17 protein-coding genes and 1 pseudogene are annotated in these 16801 nt (G+C 63.9%); 7 read left to right on the forward strand and 11 right to left on the reverse strand.

All coding sequences use genetic code 11. The annotated features are described in order from the left end of the window. The first annotated feature begins 83 nt into the window (after nucleotides 1-83). Together ACVWVY_RS02460 and ACVWVY_RS02465 are read left to right on the forward strand one after the other, a co-directional pair. Nucleotides 84-761, forward strand: a complete 678-nt coding sequence (locus tag ACVWVY_RS02460) for a response regulator (protein WP_456624881.1) — start codon at nucleotides 84-86, stop codon at nucleotides 759-761. Continuing rightward, a complete protein-coding gene (locus ACVWVY_RS02465; RefSeq protein WP_456624882.1) occupies nucleotides 758-2719 on the forward strand; it encodes an ATP-binding protein in 1962 nt (653 codons plus the stop codon). The genes ACVWVY_RS02460 and ACVWVY_RS02465 overlap by 4 nt, the downstream gene beginning before the upstream one ends. Before the next feature lie 15 nt (nucleotides 2720-2734). On the opposite strand, the gene ACVWVY_RS02470 is transcribed toward ACVWVY_RS02465, so the two are convergent. Beyond that, the gene (locus ACVWVY_RS02470) at nucleotides 2735-3019 is read right to left on the reverse strand and encodes a hypothetical protein (protein WP_456624883.1); all 285 of its coding nucleotides are present in this window, start codon (nucleotides 3017-3019) and stop codon (nucleotides 2735-2737) included. A gap of 169 nt (nucleotides 3020-3188) precedes the next feature. Here ACVWVY_RS02470 and ACVWVY_RS02475 point away from each other — a divergent pair, with 169 nt between their 5' ends. After that, nucleotides 3189-3494, forward strand: a complete 306-nt coding sequence (locus ACVWVY_RS02475) for a hypothetical protein (RefSeq protein WP_456624884.1) — start codon at nucleotides 3189-3191, stop codon at nucleotides 3492-3494. 147 nt (nucleotides 3495-3641) lie between these two features. Here the strand turns inward: ACVWVY_RS02475 and ACVWVY_RS02480 are convergent, their stop codons facing one another. The 3 genes from ACVWVY_RS02480 to ACVWVY_RS02490 form a co-directional block, all read right to left on the reverse strand. Continuing rightward, the gene (locus tag ACVWVY_RS02480; protein ID WP_456624885.1) at nucleotides 3642-4382 is read right to left on the reverse strand and encodes a hypothetical protein; all 741 of its coding nucleotides are present in this window, start codon (nucleotides 4380-4382) and stop codon (nucleotides 3642-3644) included. A 108-nt stretch (nucleotides 4383-4490) separates the two neighbouring features. Continuing rightward, entirely contained in the window at nucleotides 4491-5186 is a 696-nt protein-coding gene (locus ACVWVY_RS02485) for a hypothetical protein (protein ID WP_456624886.1), read from the reverse strand. A gap of 129 nt (nucleotides 5187-5315) precedes the next feature. Further along, on the reverse strand, nucleotides 5316-5561 hold the full coding sequence (locus ACVWVY_RS02490; RefSeq protein ID WP_456624887.1) for a hypothetical protein: 246 nt from the start codon (nucleotides 5559-5561) through the stop codon (nucleotides 5316-5318). Between the two features lie 146 nt (nucleotides 5562-5707). Here ACVWVY_RS02490 and ACVWVY_RS02495 point away from each other — a divergent pair, with 146 nt between their 5' ends. Continuing rightward, nucleotides 5708-6361: a hypothetical protein gene (locus ACVWVY_RS02495; RefSeq protein ID WP_456624888.1), complete on the forward strand. Its 654-nt coding sequence runs from the start codon at nucleotides 5708-5710 to the stop codon at nucleotides 6359-6361. Here the strand turns inward: ACVWVY_RS02495 and ACVWVY_RS02500 are convergent. Continuing rightward, nucleotides 6358-7266: a DMT family transporter gene (locus ACVWVY_RS02500; RefSeq protein WP_456624889.1), complete on the reverse strand. Its 909-nt coding sequence runs from the start codon at nucleotides 7264-7266 to the stop codon at nucleotides 6358-6360. The genes ACVWVY_RS02495 and ACVWVY_RS02500 overlap by 4 nt on opposite strands. 95 nt (nucleotides 7267-7361) lie before the next feature. Here ACVWVY_RS02500 and pdxR point away from each other — a divergent pair, with 95 nt between their 5' ends. Then, on the forward strand, nucleotides 7362-8804 hold the full coding sequence (gene pdxR / locus ACVWVY_RS02505; protein ID WP_456624890.1) for a MocR-like pyridoxine biosynthesis transcription factor PdxR: 1443 nt from the start codon (nucleotides 7362-7364) through the stop codon (nucleotides 8802-8804). Nucleotides 8805-8809: 5 nt separating this feature from the next. Here pdxR and ACVWVY_RS02510 read toward each other — a convergent pair whose 3' ends face one another. Further along, nucleotides 8810-9784, reverse strand: a complete 975-nt coding sequence (locus ACVWVY_RS02510; RefSeq protein WP_456624891.1) for an NAD(P)H-dependent flavin oxidoreductase — start codon at nucleotides 9782-9784, stop codon at nucleotides 8810-8812. Nucleotides 9785-9934: 150 nt separating this feature from the next. Here ACVWVY_RS02510 and ACVWVY_RS02515 point away from each other — a divergent pair, with 150 nt between their 5' ends. Then, entirely contained in the window at nucleotides 9935-11497 is a 1563-nt protein-coding gene (locus ACVWVY_RS02515; RefSeq protein WP_456624892.1) for an AMP-binding protein, read from the forward strand. Between the two features lie 194 nt (nucleotides 11498-11691). On the opposite strand, the gene ACVWVY_RS02520 is transcribed toward ACVWVY_RS02515, so the two are convergent. Next, nucleotides 11692-12561: an ATP-binding protein gene (locus ACVWVY_RS02520; protein ID WP_456624893.1), complete on the reverse strand. Its 870-nt coding sequence runs from the start codon at nucleotides 12559-12561 to the stop codon at nucleotides 11692-11694. Nucleotides 12562-12643: 82 nt separating this feature from the next. Beyond that, a pseudogene (locus tag ACVWVY_RS02525) lies at nucleotides 12644-13495 on the reverse strand (PAS domain-containing protein); the annotation flags it as partial. Here ACVWVY_RS02525 and ACVWVY_RS02530 point away from each other — a divergent pair. Continuing rightward, nucleotides 13394-13732 (forward strand): hypothetical protein, encoded by a 339-nt coding sequence (locus ACVWVY_RS02530; RefSeq protein ID WP_456624894.1) that lies wholly within the window; start codon nucleotides 13394-13396, stop codon nucleotides 13730-13732. The pseudogene ACVWVY_RS02525 and the gene ACVWVY_RS02530 overlap by 102 nt on opposite strands. A gap of 11 nt (nucleotides 13733-13743) precedes the next feature. Here the strand turns inward: ACVWVY_RS02530 and ACVWVY_RS02535 are convergent, their stop codons facing one another. The 3 genes from ACVWVY_RS02535 to minD all read right to left on the reverse strand — a co-directional run bounded on the left by ACVWVY_RS02535 (nucleotide 13744) and on the right by minD (nucleotide 16785). Beyond that, nucleotides 13744-15255, reverse strand: a complete 1512-nt coding sequence (locus ACVWVY_RS02535; protein ID WP_456624895.1) for an ATPase domain-containing protein — start codon at nucleotides 15253-15255, stop codon at nucleotides 13744-13746. A 424-nt stretch (nucleotides 15256-15679) separates the two neighbouring features. Continuing rightward, nucleotides 15680-15973 carry a cell division topological specificity factor MinE gene (gene minE, locus ACVWVY_RS02540; protein ID WP_456624896.1) on the reverse strand — a complete coding sequence of 98 codons (294 nt, stop codon included), beginning with the start codon at nucleotides 15971-15973 and terminating at the stop codon, nucleotides 15680-15682. Beyond that, on the reverse strand, nucleotides 15970-16785 hold the full coding sequence (minD, locus tag ACVWVY_RS02545; protein ID WP_456624897.1) for a septum site-determining protein MinD: 816 nt from the start codon (nucleotides 16783-16785) through the stop codon (nucleotides 15970-15972). The genes minE and minD overlap by 4 nt, the downstream gene beginning before the upstream one ends. Nucleotides 16786-16801: the final 16 nt, after the last annotated feature.

Genomic DNA, 16801 nt, shown 5'->3' on the forward strand with positions numbered 1-16801 from the left:
GCCCCATGAACATGGGTGTCGCAAAAAGCCGCCGCGGCGTTACACTTGGCCAAGGGCCGCAGGGACAGCGGCCGGAGTTTCAGATGAATTCATTGAACGATGAGCCGAAGGTGGAGGCCATCACGGTCGTGCTGGTCGAGGACGACGCGCCGACGCTTTGGCGGCTGCAGGACGCGCTGACCAAGGCTGGATATCAGGTCAGGGCCGCCGGCACGCTCGCGGAAGCCCGCGCCTGTCTCGCGCAGGGCGCGCCGAAAGTGCTGCTCACCGACCTTCAACTGCCCGACGGCCATGGCGTCGACCTGATCCGCGAAACGCGGCAACGCTTTCCCGACACCGAGATCATGGTGATCTCGATCCTCGGCGACGAGGAAAGCGTGATCTCGGCGATCACCGTCGGCGCAACAGGCTATCTGCTCAAGGACGCCTTCCCGACCGATATCGCCGCCACCGTGCGCGACCTCGTCGCCGGGCACTCGCCGATCTCGGCCTCGATCGCGCGCTTCATCGTGCGCCGGACCCAGAACACGCCCGAGCCGCCGCCGGGCCCCGCACTCAACACCGCCAAACTGACGCCGCGCGAGATCGACATCCTCTGGGGCATCGCCAAAGGCTTCAGCTACGCCGAGATCGCCAGCCATCTCGGCCTGTCGCGTCAGACCGTGCCCGGGCATATCAAGAACATCTACCGCAAGCTCGAGGTTCATACCCGCGGTGAGGCGGTGTTCGAGGCGGTCCAGCAAGGCTTGATAAAGCTGTGAACGACCACGACGAGGACGCGACGGCGGACCAACTGCCCGCCCGCGAACGGCGGCGGCTGCAGACGTCCCGTCTGGTCCAATACCTGTTGCTGCAGGCGCTGATCGTGGCCGCATGCATCTTCGCGCTGCGGCAGTCGCTTCCCGGACCTCCCGCCCAGTATCAGGTCACGGCATTCCAGCTCGCCGAGGCCGGGGTCGAGCGCGCGGTGACGCTGCCGTATTTCTCGCCGTTGCGGAATGCGATGGACGATCCGCCGCGCTTCACGGGACGATTCGTTCGCCCGGCCAGCGAAGCCACGCAGGCCTGGTCGGTGTTCCTGCCGCGCTTCACCAACGGCGTCGAGGTCACCGTCAACGATGTCGTGATCCTCGACAGCCGCCGCGATCCCGCCGCCAACCGCCCCGACCGCAACACGCCTGCCATTGCGGTGATCCCGGCGTCGGTACTCCGCGACGGCGACAACGCGATTGCAATCCGGCTGTTCATCTGGGGCCCGATTTCAGGCTTCCTCGATCGCATCTGGGTCGGCCCGGACGAATTGCTGCGCCCGAGCTATGATCTGAGAACGTTGATCTTCGTCACCCTGCCGGTGGTGTTCTCGTCCTGGCAGGCGATCCTCGCCGTCATTCTCGGCATCATGTGGGTGATGCGGCGCCATGAGCCGGCCTACGGGGTGCTGGCGGCGGCAATGGCGGTCGGCGTCGCACAGGCATTCCTGCAGACGCCGATGGGGGAGACGCCGCTCTCACGGCTCAACGTGGTTCTGATTTCCTCCGCGCCGCTGGAAAGCGCGCTGGTACTGACATTCGCACTGCTGTTTTCAGGGTGGAAATGGCAGAGCTGGGGCTGGATCATTTTCATTCCGGGTATGGCACTGGCGCTGGGCGGCCTGTTCGGCAATCAGGCGCTGTCGCGCACACTGTTCCTCGTTCTTGCGGTTCCGATGGTCGGCATCTCGCTGGTCATCATGGCTGTTGTCACCGCCCGTTCCATGCTGAAGCGGCGGAATGTCGCCAGCCTGCTGCTCGGCTGCGCGGTCACGATCATGCTGACCTGCTGGGTTGTCGACCTGCTCTCGGTATTCCAGATGATGCCCAACCGCATCTTCACCGCGCGGCTGTCCTACTCGGTGATGCTGGTCGCGATCGGCGCCGGGCTGACCTGGCGGTTCGCCCGCGCGCTGAACCAGGTCGACGGCTTTGCCGGCCGCCTCGTCACCCAGGTCCGCGAAGCGGAAGAGAAGCTGAAGGCCAGTTTCGCCCGCGAAGAGGAACGCGCCCGCGCCGCGGCGCTGGCGCGCGAGCGCACGCGGCTGATGCGCGACCTGCATGACGGGCTCGGCGGCCAGCTCGTCAGCATCGTGGCGCTGAGCGAGCGCGGCAATGGCAGCGCAGGAATCGGCGATGCGGCGCGCGCGGCGCTGAAGGATCTGCGCCTCGTCATCGACTCAATGGACGACATCGGCGGCGATCTGATGCTGGCGCTGGGCTCATGGCGTGAACGCGCCACGGCGCAGCTGCGCCCGCATGACATTGCGCTCGACTGGCGCGCGGTCACGGCGCAGGGCCTGCCGGTGCATCCCGAACTGCGGCCGTGGCATGTGATCCAGATCGTGCGGCTATTGGATGAAGCCGTGACCAACGCGGTCAAACACGCCAACGCGAAGCGTATCACGGTGAGGATCGAGACGCTCGCCGGCGCCGACGGCCTCGACCGTGGCTGCATCACCGTCGAGGACGACGGCAAGGGTTTTGAGATCACCTCGGATGGCGCGGCGGCGGGCGCGATAAAAGCGGCGCGCGGCTTGCGCAACATGCGAAGCCGCGCGGCGCGCTGTGGCGCGGAGCTGGAACTGAGCTCCTGCGCCCTCGGGACTGATCAAGGGGACCATCAGGGCACGCGCGTCAGACTGACATTGCCCCACCGCTTTCCCGACAGTGACGGCGCTGCCGGTTAGCTGACGTGTTTTGCCTTAGCGGCGGCCGACGCGATTGACCGGACCGCCGCGGTTCATCGGCGTGCCGGGACGAACGCCAACGCCGGGAGCACCGACGCCGACAGCGCCGACGCCGACGACCGGTGTAGCGACCACCGCGACCCCCGTCGGCCGCACCACGCACCCCTTCGGCACGCCGACCGTCTTGCAATAGACCACGGCGGCCTGGGCCGAACCCACACCGACCGGCGCGAACGAAGCCACGGCCGAAAACGCCGCAAGCGTCAGACCAGCGCTCAGCCAACCTGTCTTCTTCAACATCTGTCATCTCTCCCGAATTGGCGTGCAGCTCTTTGCGATGTGCCGATCGGTCACCGCAGCCGACGCGGGATGTACATGGTCCATCGACGCGCGCGGCAACATCCCATGAAAATGGCGTGGGCCTGCGTGCGGGGATTTGGGGCGCGATTTCCGACGCCATGAACATGGCATGGACCGCGGGCGCAACCTCGACGAGCTTCCGCGCGCTTTCAACCCTCATACTCCCGTCGAAAGGTCATCCATGAAAAAATCAATCCACGTTGCTGCCGTGCTGATGCTGTCGCTCGCCGCAGGCTCGCTGGCCCACGCGCAATCCGGGCCCTCCCCCCAGGAGCAGATGGCCTGCCGTTCGGATGCCGGAAAATTTTGCGCCGAGCATATCGGCAAGCCGCCGCAGATGAATACCTGCCTGCGCGCGAACAAGCCGAAGCTGTCGGACGGCTGTCGCAAGGTGGTGGAATCGCACGGCGGGTAGCGCATCGTCCGGGAAAAATCGTTACCGGTTTCTTTCGCGACAAACCCAAAGCATTTTCCGGAAATCATGCGCAAACAAAAGCTGGAGCGCGATGACGTTTCAAAGTCATCACGCTCCAGGATGCCGTCGCGGGTCGCCGGAAAGAAATCAATTGTCCTGATCGAACAGCCTGATCCGGGGCGTTTCGCTTCTGGCCGGCTCGGCGAACATGTCCCTTCTCCTGGGCTCGGCGAACAAGTCCCGCTGCTCGCCCCTTGGCTCGCCCTCTTCACGGATTCTGATCCGCCGCGGCTCGGTCACTTCCCGGACTCTCTCCTCGACCGCCTCGAGTTCCTGCTCACGCGGTTGCTGGATGCGGCGCTTCTCGGCCCAGCGCTGTCGCCGCTCCGCACGACGCTGTTCGGCGGCCGCCCGTTTCATCTCGGCGTCACGTGCTTTCGCAAAGGCTTCCTGTGGCGCTGCGGTTCTTTCGTTGGCCTGTTGGGCAGGTTTTGCAGATGGTGGCGGAGGCGGAGCGGGTTGCGCCGCCGCTACGTTGTTGACTGTCTTCTCTTCGGTGCGCGCATGATTGGCTGGCGGCGCTGCGTTGGCGGATGGCGCCGCCTCTGTTTGCTGCTGTGTCTGCGCTTGCGGCTGCGGCTGCGCTTGCGGCTGCTCCTGGGCGGGTGCAGCGGGATTCGTCACAGGCGTCGCAGCCACTTGCCGCACCGGCTCCGCTGGTGCGGCCGAGACGGTTATCGGCTCCGCCGACATCCTGCGTTCCAGCTTGGTGACCGCCTGTGTAGGCGGGTGAGCGATATTCGCAGCCAGATAGCCACCGCCCAAACCAGCGCCGACCGCGGCGATCACGGTTCCCACGCCTGCAAAATAAGCCATCGATGTGCGCATGGTTCGGCTCCCTTATCCACGCGGGCAACGCGTGTCATGGGCCGATGTTCCGGCACGTCATGGTGAAGAAACCGGAACCGGCAGCGCTGCACTCGCAGGGCTTGCCGTTCAGATCATCGAGGCGACTTTTTCCAGACCGATGATGCGGGCGAGCGAACGGACTTCGTTCTTCTGGTCTTCACGCAACTGGAAAAGCAGCGGCATCGCCGCTGATTTCAACTGCTGGACTTCTGCGGATTCGGGATCGATCGGCACGCCCGGCGCCGTCGGGTTGGCCTGCCGGCCCGCGTGAATCTTGCGGGCGACCGCGCGCAGCGCGGTTTCCACGGGCGGCCAGTAGGATTCCTGAGAGGAGGACAGTTTCAGGCGGTCCTTGATTCCGGCGATCTGGACGTCGCTCAGGAGTGCGTAGTTTTTCTGCGGCTGCGGCTGCGGCTTGGCGACGGCCTTGGGCTTCGGCAGCGCGGCGGCCGGTGCCGCGGCAGGCGCAACTTCCTTCGGCAACCCGATATCGGCAGGAGCGGTCGACGCATAGGCCTGGCGCAACGGCTCGCTCAGCGCCGCGGTGGTCTGCGGCGATTCGTAGGCCGCCAGCGCGTAGCTCACGACGGCCAGCCGGTCTTTCTTGTTTTCCTTGTTCGACACCGGCGCCTGGACGGCAGCGGGCGTTTCGACAGAAGCAACAGAAGCAAAAGCCAGTTGGGGCAGCGCCGCGGGTATGCTGTCGCGACCGAGAATGGCGGTAGCGGCCGCGCCGACCACGAGAAAACAGATCAACGCAACGATGGTCATGGTTTTGGTCAAAAAGGTCTCCATTCCCGCCGACGTTTGGCCCTTTTGCCGAAAACTGGACGACAATTGAGGCGTTACGATGCCGCTTCGAGCCGTAACGCGATCAAAAAGCTGGGGAAATTGTCCCGAAACAGCCCGGAATCAGGCCGCCACGGCCAATTCGTAGGCCTCCTGGATATCGGCCACGATATCGGACGCTTCCCACAGGGCGTCGGGGGCGACCGCCTGCAGGGTGACCGTCCAGTTGCTCTTGCGGTTACGGGGCATGCTGACGACGTCGAATTCGATACCGCGGCACAGCGGATGCCGATCGAGCGCAAACATCACCCGCCGCCTGATTTCCTCGAGGGTAGCGGAGGTTTTGCCAAAATACCGGTCCAGATCCATTTCGTGGCCCCTCGATTTGCCGTCCGGCCGGCCGTGGCGGCCGACCATCCTCTGGGGCTATTGTTGGGGCCGATATGGTTAACGGCGCGTTAAGGCTCGTGGCACGGCCCGGGCCCAAAACGAACGGCGGAGCGGAACAGCCCGGCATGGCTGAAGCGAGACCTCAGACGACAACGGCCGCGGCCGGCCCCTCGGTTCGCGCCGCGTTGGCGGCGGCCGTCGCGATCTCAGCCTTCACGCTGTCGGTCGCGACCTTCGAACTGGCGATGGCGGACTGGCCTTCCGGCTTCGTCCTGCTCGCGGTCGTGCCGCTAATGGCGCTCGTGTTCTTCGGCTGCACCGTGTGGTCGGCGACGCTGCTGCTGCGAATCCGAAACAGCGGGCTGAAGTTCGCCCTCCCCTTCCTGATCTGCGCGTTGACCCTTGCCGCGCTGGTCTACGCGCCGCTGCACAAGATCGCGCTGCAGCAGAATTTCGACTGGCACCGCAAGACGCGCGAGCGGATCGTGGCCCGGGTCGAGACCGGCGAACTCAAGCCCAATGTCAGCCATAACGAAAACCTGATCGCGCTCGGCGATCGCGAACCCAGCGTTTCCGCAGGCGGCAACGACATCGTCGTCGATCAGGCCGACGAAGGCACCTATGTGCTGTTTTTGACCTCGCGCGGCCTTAAACACTATTTCACCGGCTTCCTGCACGTGCCGCCGGGCGGCGATCCCAAAAAGTTCTTCGAGTTCGAGGACAAGCCACCGAGCCAGCTCGTCCGCTATGACGAGCGCTGGTATTTCGTGGCGAACTAGACCGTTTTTGCGCGAAGTGAATCGCCAGCAACCGCGCCGAGCGCGATGCCGCCGATGATCAGTGTCATCGCCAGAAACAGCGACGGCTCCAGCGGCTCGTTCAGCATCACGGTCGCGCTGATGATCCCGAGCAGCGGCGTCGCCAGCAGGCACAGCGACGTGGTGACGGCGGGCAGGCTCCGGTTCACCATCGTCATCGCCCAGTTCGCGAAGGCCGTGCAGACGATCCCGCTATAGAGCATCAAGGCGGCGAGGCGTCCGGTCCACACGATGTGCGGCGCGCCTTCCGTGATCCAGGCGATGGTCGAGAGCAGCGCGGCCGCCAGCAATACCTGCCAGAATACGAGCTGGAAGGGTGTCGAAATCCATTTGTGCGCCCGGACGTAGACGATGTTGCCGGCCCAGCAGAATGCCGCGAGCAGAATCAGGCCGCTGCCGAACAGCGCGTTGCGGTCGCCCCAGTTCAACGTCTGCGGATTGAAGATGACCGCGAGGCCGGCCAGGCCGCAGCCGATGCCGATCGCGCGGCGCCGCGTGATGGGTTCCGACAAGAACATCGCCGCGCCGATCGCGACCCATAGTGGCGTGGTGTAGCCGAGCACGATCGCCCTGCCCGCCGGCACGAATTGCAGCCCGGCCGCGACCAGCGCCGAAAACGCCACCAGATGCAGGATCGAGGTGCAGAACACGACCGGCAGGTCGCCACGTTTCGGGACGATGAATTGCCGCTGCACCCACAACATCGGCGCGAGCGTGGCGGCGGCGATCATGCAGCGCAGCGCCGTCGCCCACAGCGGCGGCACGTCCTGCACGACCATCTTCGTCACCGGCCAGTTGGTCCCCCACGCCAGCACGACGCCGGCGAACAGCACCGCCGCGCTGCGGGTTGAAAGTCCACTGGCCATCTCGAACACGTCCCGTCATGAGCCGATCTGCATTGCCTAGCCTTTCAACTGGCTCTAATGAAAGAACCAGTTCAGACGAATTGATAAGGCCAGTTATGGACGACCTGCTGCCCGGAATGCTGCATCTGTCGCGCGACGACGGCGCAACGCTGACGCGCCAGCTCACCGACCAGTTGCGCGACCTCATCACCAGGGGACACCTCGCGCCCGGCCAGCGCCTGCCGTCGAGCCGAGAGCTTGCGCAATCGCTCGGCCTGTCGCGGAACACCGTCGCGTTTGCGATCGAGCAATTGGCCGCGGAGGGCTATGTCACCCTTTCCGCCGGACGCCGTCCGGTGGTGGCCGAAGGCCTGTCGCTCGATCGCCACAAGCTGTCATCGCGAAGCAGCCGCAGCGGAGGCGCGCGGATAAGCATGTCGGCCTGGGCGAGCAGCCTCCACCGATCGGTCTGGCCGCCGATTCACAAGGAGCGGCCTCGGCCGTTTCAGCCGGGGCTAGCCGATGAGCGCGAGTTTCCGCACGATGAGTGGAGCCGCTGCCTGAGGCGCGCGGCGCGGAACGCGCCGTTACGCCGCGATCGCCCGATCAACCATCCGCCGCTGCAGGAAGCCTTGCTCAGGCATCTCGTGGTTCATCGCGGGATCAAGGCCGTGGCCAACCAGATCCTGTTCGTGCCCACGGCGCAAGCCGGCCTGGCTCTGGTCGCCAATGCGCTGCTCGATCCGGGTGATCGCGCCTGGGTCGAAAGCCCGGGCTATGGCGGCGCCAACGTCGCATTTCAGGCCGCCGGCGCCACCGTCTCCGCCATCCCGCTCGACTCACAAGGCATGGCCATTTCCTCGCACAAGGAAACGCCCCGGCTGATCTTCGTCACCCCGTCGCACCAGTATCCGACCGGGCGGCTGATGCCGATCGGCCGCCGCCTCGAACTTCTTCGCTTTGCCGAAGCCGCGGGCGCTTGCATCATCGAAGACGACTATGATGGCGAATTCCATTATGAGGCCCGCCCGGTGGCCGCGCTACAGGGGCTCGCACGGTCACCGCGCGTATTCTATCTCGGCACCTTCTCGAAAGCGACCTACGCGGACATTCGCATCGGCTACGTCGTCGTGCCGGAAGCGCTGATCGACGTCTTTGAACTCGCACAACGGCAGATGGGAATACTGACCTCGATCACGATTCAGGATGCGCTGGCCGAACTCATCAGTGCGGGCGCCTATCTCGGTCATATCAGAAGGATGACGCGTCTCTACAAAGGGCGGCGTGATCGCATGCTGCAGGCCCTTGCCAGCGAGGCCGGCAACCGACTCGCGGTGGAAACTCCGGCCGGAGGCATGCAGTTGCTGGCAAGGTGCCGCCCCCGAACCAATGACCAGCAACTATCGGCGCGGCTGCTCGAGGCGGGTGTCGTCAGCCGGGCGCTAACGAGAATGCTGTACCACAGGACCGAAGAGCGAGGCCTGTTTCTCGGCTTCGCGGCATGGAATGACAAGGAGATCGATCAGGCCGCGCGCATCCTCGGCCGGATCGTCCGCTAAAAAACCTATCGCCAGCGCTGGTCGGCCGCCCGATATTCCGCTGATGTGCGCGCGACCATCTCGTCGACGGACACCACCTCCGTCACGCCCGAGACGGAATGACCTGCGCTCCAGATATCCTTCCAGCGCTTGGGATCGCTCTCGCGGGCGCCGATATCGATGTCCTTGCCGATATCGATCGCGCCACGCTCCGGCAGATTATCCGGATCGAGTCCAGCCGCCTCGATCGACCGGCGCAGCATGTTGGTCTGCAGGCCCGTGAACGCTGTCGTCAGCAGGACATCGTCGGCCGTGCTGGCAACCAGCATCTCTTTATATTTGACATCCGCCATGCTCTCGCGCGTGGCGATGAATTTTGTGCCCATATAGGCGAGATCGCAGCCGAGCGCCTCGGCGGCGCGAAGGGCGTGGCCGTCCGTGATGCCGCCCGCCAGCACCAAGGGTCCATCGAAGAACGCGCGCACGGCGCGCACGAACACGAACGGGTTGAGCCAACCGGTCTGGCCGCCCGCACCGGCCGTCAGCAGCACCAAGCCGTCGGCGCCGGTGGCGACGGCACGCTCGGCATGGCGGATCGAGGCGACATCGGCAAACACCAGCGCGCCGGCATCATGCAACGGCCCGATCACCGGAGCCGGCGAGCCGACCGAGGTGATCACCATTTCGGGCCGGTGGCGCAGCAGCACGGCCAGATCCTGCTCCAGCCGCACATTGGAGCGATGCACGATCAGGTTAGCGCAGACCGGCGCTGCCGGTTTGCCGCTTGCATCCGAATGCGCCTTCAACCTGGTATCGATATCCGTCAGCCACTCGTCCAGTTGCTCGGGGCTGCGACAGTTCACCGTCGGGAAAGCGCCGATCACGCCGTTGCGGCACGCGGCTACCACAAGGTCTGCGCCCGAGACGAGAAACATCGGTGCCGCGATCAGCGGCAGGCTGAGACGGTCGCGAACGCGCGCGAGGGGATCGATTGTTGGCAAAGTGCTTCTTCCCGGCTTGAGCCGACTTCTTGTTGCGCTTTGAAGCGCTCTCTTCACGCGAACCGGTATCCACTTCGCTCGAAAACGCTATAGTGTCCACAACATTGGCACGAGCGAAGGCCAATTACAAAACAGGCGGGAGAAACAAAGATGAGCAATCCGCTTTACGCGTTTCCGGTGGCGTGCGAGCAGACCTTGCGGGCACTGGCGCGCTACCCCGAGCGGACGGCGTTCAGCTGGCCGGGCGGATCGATCACCTATCGCGGCGCGACCGACATGATCGGCCGCATCCAAAGCGTCTTCATGCAACTGGGCTTTGCGCCCGGCACCCGCGTCGCCTTTCTCTCCGCCAACCGCGCCGACGCCTGGTGCGCCAGCGGCGCCGCGCAATTGTCGCGGTTTGCGATCACCTGGCTGCATCCTTTGGGTTCGCTGGACGATCAACTGTTTCAACTGGAAGATTCCGAAGCGGAGATGCTGGTGGTCGACGGCGCGACGTTCCGCGATCGTGGCGGCGAACTCGCTGCGCGTACCACGGGTTTGAAAACCGTTTTTACGCTCGGTCCAGCTGATTACGGCGCCGATCTGCTGCAGGCAATCGAGACGGCTGGCAGCGCCACGGCGTGCAACTTTGCCGGCCCCGACGATATCGCCACGCTCAACTACACCGGCGGCACGACGGGCAAATCCAAGGGCGCACTGCGCCACCACCGCGAATATGGCGGCTTTGCCAATGCGATCCTCGCCGACTTCGAAATTCCCGACACGCCGCGTTACCTGACGGTGGCACCGATCAGCCATGTCGCGGGAACGAAAGTGCTGCCGACATTGATGCGCGGCGGCACTGTGCACATGCTGAAGGGCTTTGATCCCGAAGCCGTGTTCAAGACCATCGAGCGCGAGAAAATCAATCTCACCTTGTTCGTACCGACCATGATCTACGTGATGCTGGATCATCCCGCGCTCGACAAGACCGACCTCTCCTCGCTCGAACTGCTGCTGTATGGCGCGTCTGCGATGTCGCCGAGCCGGCTGATCGAGGGCATCGAGCGGATCGGGCCGGTGTTCTCGCAGCTTTACGGCCAGACCGAATGCTATCCGGTGTCGGTGCTGCGCAAGGCCGACCACGATCCCAGAACGCCGGAATTGTTCCTTTCCTGCGGATTCCCGATCGCCGCGTGCCAGGTCAAGGTTCTGGACAATGACGACCAGGAAGTCGCAACCGGCGAGGCCGGTGAAATCTGCGTGCGCGCCGGCCATGTGATGGCCGAATATTGGAAGCGACCGGACACCACGGCGGAGACGCTGAAGAACGGCTGGCTGCACACCGGCGACGTCGCACGCGCCGACGAGCGCGGCTACATGTTCATCCTCGACCGCAAGAAGGACATGATCGTCTCCGGCGGCTTCAACATTTTTCCACGCGAAGTCGAAGATGTGTTGTCGCAGCATGCCGACGTCGCGATGGTCGCCGTGGTCGGCGTGCCCGACGAGAAATGGGGCGAGGCCGTCACCGCCGTGGTCGTCGCCCGCGAAGGCGCGAAGCCGAATGCGGATGAACTGATCAACCTGGTGAAGGCGAAGAAAGGCTCGGCGCACGCGCCAAAACACATCAAGTTCGTCACCGAGCTTCCAATGACCGGCGTCGGCAAGGTCGACAAGAAGGTACTGAAGGCTGGCTTCTGGACCGGCCGCGACCGGATGGTGGGATAGCTAGAGCGTGATGACGTTTCTTCGAATCGTCATCACACTCCAGAGCTCTTTGATTTGAGCATGATCTCCGCGCAAACGCGTTCCGCGTTTGTCGTGAGGGAAAAACCGGTGCCCACTTTTCCGGATCATGCTTGATTTGAGCATGATCTTTTCGGAAAACCGGTGCCCACTTTTCCGGATCATGCTGCAGCGTCTCACGCCAGCAATTGATCGAGCTGATCGCGCAACTGGTCCTGATGATAGGGCTTTGCCAGACGCGGCAGGTCGAGCTGCGTCCCTTCCGGCAATTCGGCATAGCCGGTCGCCAGCAGGACCGGCAGCGACGGGCGCACCTCGCGCGACGCCGCGGCCAGTTCTAGTCCGGTCATCCCGGGCATCATGTGATCCGTCACCATCAGGTCGAGCGGTTGTTCGCTCTTGAGGATGTCCAGCGCATGCTGGCCGGAATTGGCGCCGATCACCCGGTGGCCGAGGTCTTCCAGCATTTCCACGGTCGACATCGCGATCAGCGGGTCGTCGTCGACGAACAGGATAACCGCCTTGCGCTTGATCTTTTCCGCCACGGGCGCCGGACTTTCCGCTTCCGGCGCGACGGTCGCGACCGGCAGCACCAGCGTCGCACAGGTTCCTTTTCCGACGGCGCTCGTCAGTTGCAGCGTGCCGCCAAGCTGCACCGCAAGTCCATGCACCATGGACAATCCCAGTCCGGTACCTTTCCCGACCTGCTTTGTCGAAAAGAACGGTTCGATCGCCCGTTTCAGTGTTTCCGGTGACATTCCGCTCCCGGTATCCGCCACCGACAGCCTGAGGTATTTGCCCGGAGCCAACGCCGGATCGCGCTTCGCCTGATACTCCACCACGCCGATGTCGATCCTGCCGCCGTCGGGCATCGCGTCGCGCGAGTTGATGGCGAGATTGAGGATCGCAAGCTCGAGCTGGTTGGCGTCGATCCGCGCCGGCGGCAGGCCGTGGGGAATATCGAGCCGCAGCTCCACACGAGGCCCGAGCGAGCGTTCGAGCAGATCGACCATGCCTTCGATCAGCGCGCGCAGATCGACCGACACCGCACGCAAGTCCTGCTGGCGGCGCGAAGGCCAGTAACCGCTGGGTCAGCGAAGCTCCGCGTTCGGCACCCTGGATGGCGCCTTCGACCAGCCGCTGCAGGCGCGGATCGTTCGGCAGGCGCTTGCGCAGCAGATCGAGATTGCCCATCACGGCCATCAGCAGATTGTTGAAATCGTGCGCGATACCGCCGGTAAGCTGGCCGATGGTCTCCATCTTCTGGGCCTGGCGCAGTTGCTCCTGCGCCTTCTCGCGAGCGGTCACAGCCTTGATCAAATCGGCCGTTCGCTGCTCGACGCGCTGTTCGAGGGTCGCGGTCAATTCGGCCAGCGCGGTGCGTTCGGCCGCCAGTTGGGCGAGCAAATTCTCCCGCTCGATTTCGGCCGTCTTGCGGGCGGTGATGTCGGAGCAAACGCCGACAAGCGAGCGGATGCTGCCGTCCGGCCTGCGCACCGCGCGGGCGCGCACGTCGACCCAGTGCTGCGAGCCGTCGGGCCAGAGATTACGGTATTCGATGCTGTAATCGCCGCCCGTCGCAATGGCATGATCGAGCACCGCGAGGCGTCGCGTCCTGTCCTCGGGATGAACCGCCGCCAGCAAATCCTTGTAGGCAAACGTTTCGCCCGGCTTCCGCCCGAAATAGCCGGCGAAGGTGTCGGAAGGCTCGAGTTCGTAGTCCGGCAGATGCAATTCGAGCGTACCGAGGTGACCGGCGTTCAGCGCCGACTGCAGCAGATTTTCGCTCGCCGTTAGATTGGCCAGGATGGCCCTGGTTTCATACTGACGCCGCCTGCCGCGGATCGCCGAGCCGACGATGCTCACCAGCGTGGTCGGATGAAACGGCCGTTCGAGGAAAGTGACATTGCCGAGCGCCCGCCCGAGCCTCGCCGCGTCCGGGTTGCGCTCCGGACCGCCGCCCTGACGCGTCAGCAGCACGATCGGAAAATCCGACCACGGCGGTTGACCGTCGAGCCAGTTCACGAGGTCACGCAAATCTGCGGTCTTGATTGCTTCGTCGGCGAGCACGGCAAGACCGGAGCCACCCTCGATCTCACTCACCAGCGCGGCGAGATCGCCGCAGATTTCCGCGTGGTAGCCGGCCTCTCGGATCAAGGCAGCGGCAACAGATGCGTCGCGGCCTTGCGGCGCGAGGATGACGGCCCGCTCGGATGATGGACCGGCCCTCACGAGCCTGGCTCCTCTATCAGGGTCCTGCTCTCGCCGACATAGTTCGGAATTCCGCGCAACACGCCATGGAATTCAGTGAGGGGCTCGCCGACAGTAAGGCCGCGGTTGTCGATGCGATATTCGCGGATCGTGGCTTCGTGCGCGCCGGTACGTTTCTTGATGATCGACATCGCGCGGCACACGCTACCGATCGCCTCGAAATAGCGCAGCAGGATCACCGTGTCCGCAAGATACGTTACGTCGACCGGCGCTTTCATGTCCCCGATCAATCCGTGCTGCGCGACCGTCATGAAAGTCGCCGCCCCCTGGCGATTGAGATATTGCAGTAATTCATGCACGTGCAGGATCAACGAATTCTCCTCGGGCATCGCGGCCTGATAGCCATTGAGGCTGTCGATCAGCACGGTCTTGACGCTGTTTTCGTCAACCCCCTTGCGGACGCGATGGGCGAATTCGCCGGGCGACAGCTCCGCGGCATCGACCTGCTCAATAAGGAGATCGCCGCTGCGCTGCATGGCTTCGAGGTCGACGCCAAGACCTTTCATGCGGTCAAACAGGAGGCCCAACTCTTCATCGAAAACGAAGAAGGCCGCCTTCTCGCCCCGCGCGACCGCGGCAATGAGAAAACTGATGGCGAGGAGAGATTTGCCGGTCCCCGCCGGCCCCAGGATCAGTGTGCTCGATCCAGTCTCGATGCCACCGCCAAGGAGTTGGTCCAGTCCGGCGATACCGCTCGATAGCGTCTGTCTGGCGTAACTCGTTCGATGCTCCGAGGCCACCAGCCGCGGAAACACGTTCAGCCCGCCGGTGGTGATGGTGACGTCATGGTAGCCGCCGCGAAATTTCACGCCACGATATTTGACGATGCGCGCGCGACGCCGCTCTGCGCCATACGCCGGCGCAAGTTCCTCCAGCTGCAGCACGCCGTGCGCCACACTGTGGATGGTTTTGTCGGCAAGGTCGGAGGACATGTCGTCGAGCAGAAGCACCGTGGCGCCGAATTTTGTGAAATAGTGTTTGATCGCCAAAATCTGCCGACGGTAGCGCAGCGAGCTTTGCGCCAGCAGCCGGATCTCGGAAAGGCTGTCCAGCACCACCCGGTGCGGCTTCGCGCGATCGACGGCCGCGAAAATCTGTTTGGTGGTCTCGCCCAGTTCGAGGTCGGAGGAATACAGCAGGCTCTGCTGCTGCTCGGCATCGAGCAGGCTTTCCGGCGGCAACAACTCGAACACCTCAATCCTCTCATCAAGCGTCCAGCCGTGAGAGGCCGCGCCAAGCCGTAGCTCCTGCTCGGTTTCGGATAGCGTGATGTAGAGACATTTCTCGCCTGCCCGCGCCCCCTCCATCAGGAACTGGAGCGCGATCGTGGTTTTACCCGTTCCGGGCGTCCCCTCGATCAGAAACAAGTGCTCCCGTGTGAACCCGCCGGCCAGGATGTCGTCCAGGCCCCAAATTCCGGTTTTTGCGTTACCCGCAATGGACTCGACCAACGTACCCTCCCAAACCATTGACAATGCCTCACGGGTTGAGGCGGTTCCTTCAAAATGGAACTTTTTCCGGAAGGATAGTTTCGGCCAAACGATGCGCCGCATCAGAGAGACGATTCAGCGCCGTCCTAACTTGATTTTTGTTCCATCCTCCTTTGCAAATCAGATGAGCGAAAAAGGAACAATTGTTCACTTTGTAACTTTAGCTCGTTCACCGGAGTGAGTGATGAGCCGCGTTGAACCTCCAGGGCCCACGCTAGCGCCAAAGCGCCTGTGCAAATGCGGCGCTCAGCCGCGGCAGCTCTATAAGATGATGGACTTATCGCGTGGCCTGACCATCCGCCGCTTCGAATGTCAGTGTGGGAAACGAACCTGGACCGAGGACAAAGAGTAAGGCCGCCTCAGTTGGCGGCCTCTTTCGCTTCGGGAGAAGGTCGTCCTTACGTCAGCCGGCCATGCGTCTCTCGCCGAGAGCCTTCTTGTCGAAATTATTGGGCACCTCGATGTCGACCTCGAGCGTCGACACCGTCTTGCCGCGATCCAGCTTGACCATCACCTTGTCGGGATCGAGCTGTATGTGTTTCGACACCACCGCGAGAATCTCCTCCCGCAGCGTGACGAGCAGGTCGGACTGGCCGAGCAGCCCGCGCTCGTGCGCCAGCAGAATCTGCAGCCGCTCCCGCGCAACCGGGGCCGTCGCTTCGCGGCCGCTGAACAGCCGCAGCAGCCTCATGCTCATGCAGCCCTCCGACCCAGTAGCCGATCCATGAAGCCCTTGCGCTCGGCCGGCACGACCATCGCGACTTCCTCGCCCATCAGGCGGCGCGAGGCATCGATATAGGCACGCGCGGGCGCGCTCTCGGCATTGTTGAGCGTCACCGGCGTGCCGACGTTGGACGCCTTCAGGACATCCTGGCTCTCGGGGATGATGCCGAGCAAAGGTGTCGCGAGGATTTCCAGGATGTCGTCGATATTGAGCATCTCGCCGCGCGCCGCGCGCGCCGGATCATAGCGGGTGATCAGCACGTGTTTCTCCACCCGCTCGCCGCGCTCCGCCCTCACCGTCTTCGAATCGAGCATGCCGATGATGCGGTCGGAATCTCGCACCGAGGAAACCTCGGGATTGGTGACGATGACGGCTTCATCGGCATAGCGCATGGCGAGGGTGGCGCCGCGCTCGATGCCGGCCGGGCTGTCGCACAGGATCCAGTCGAACCGGCTCTTGAGCTCGGCGATGACGCGGCCGACGCCCTCGTCGGTCAGCGCATCCTTGTCGCGGGTCTGGGAGGCCGGGAGCAGCCAGAGATTTTCGAGGCGCTTGTCGCGGATCAAGGCCTGCGGCAGCTTGGCGACGCCCTGCACCACGTTGATGAGGTCGAACACCACGCGGCGTTCGGCGCCCATCACGAGATCGAGGTTGCGCAAGCCGACGTCGAAATCAACCACCGCGACGGTTTGCCCCTTCTGGGCAAGCGCCGCGCCGAGCGCAGCCGTAGAGGTGGTCTTTCCAACGCCTCCCTTGCCTGAGGTAACGACCAGGACCTTGGCCATACGTGATCTCCTTAGC

This window comes from Bradyrhizobium sp. URHC0002 (assembly GCF_054059515.1).

Coding starts and splice junctions, on each gene's coding strand:
- ACVWVY_RS02470 (WP_456624883.1), bottom strand. CDS start 3,019: ATGTTGAAGAAGACAGGTTGGCTGAGCGCTGGTCTGACGCTTGCGGCG.
- minD (WP_456624897.1), bottom strand. CDS start 16,785: ATGGCCAAGGTCCTGGTCGTTACCTCAGGCAAGGGAGGCGTTGGAAAG.
- ACVWVY_RS02490 (WP_456624887.1), bottom strand. CDS start 5,561: ATGGATCTGGACCGGTATTTTGGCAAAACCTCCGCTACCCTCGAGGAA.
- ACVWVY_RS02535 (WP_456624895.1), bottom strand. CDS start 15,255: ATGGTTTGGGAGGGTACGTTGGTCGAGTCCATTGCGGGTAACGCAAAA.
- ACVWVY_RS02500 (WP_456624889.1), bottom strand. CDS start 7,266: ATGGCCAGTGGACTTTCAACCCGCAGCGCGGCGGTGCTGTTCGCCGGC.
- ACVWVY_RS02460 (WP_456624881.1), top strand. CDS start 84: ATGAATTCATTGAACGATGAGCCGAAGGTGGAGGCCATCACGGTCGTG.
- pdxR (WP_456624890.1), top strand. CDS start 7,362: ATGGACGACCTGCTGCCCGGAATGCTGCATCTGTCGCGCGACGACGGC.
- ACVWVY_RS02515 (WP_456624892.1), top strand. CDS start 9,935: ATGAGCAATCCGCTTTACGCGTTTCCGGTGGCGTGCGAGCAGACCTTG.
- ACVWVY_RS02475 (WP_456624884.1), top strand. CDS start 3,189: ATGGACCGCGGGCGCAACCTCGACGAGCTTCCGCGCGCTTTCAACCCT.
- ACVWVY_RS02480 (WP_456624885.1), bottom strand. CDS start 4,382: ATGCGCACATCGATGGCTTATTTTGCAGGCGTGGGAACCGTGATCGCC.
- ACVWVY_RS02530 (WP_456624894.1), top strand. CDS start 13,394: ATGAAACGGCCGTTCGAGGAAAGTGACATTGCCGAGCGCCCGCCCGAG.
- ACVWVY_RS02495 (WP_456624888.1), top strand. CDS start 5,708: ATGGCTGAAGCGAGACCTCAGACGACAACGGCCGCGGCCGGCCCCTCG.
- minE (WP_456624896.1), bottom strand. CDS start 15,973: ATGAGCATGAGGCTGCTGCGGCTGTTCAGCGGCCGCGAAGCGACGGCC.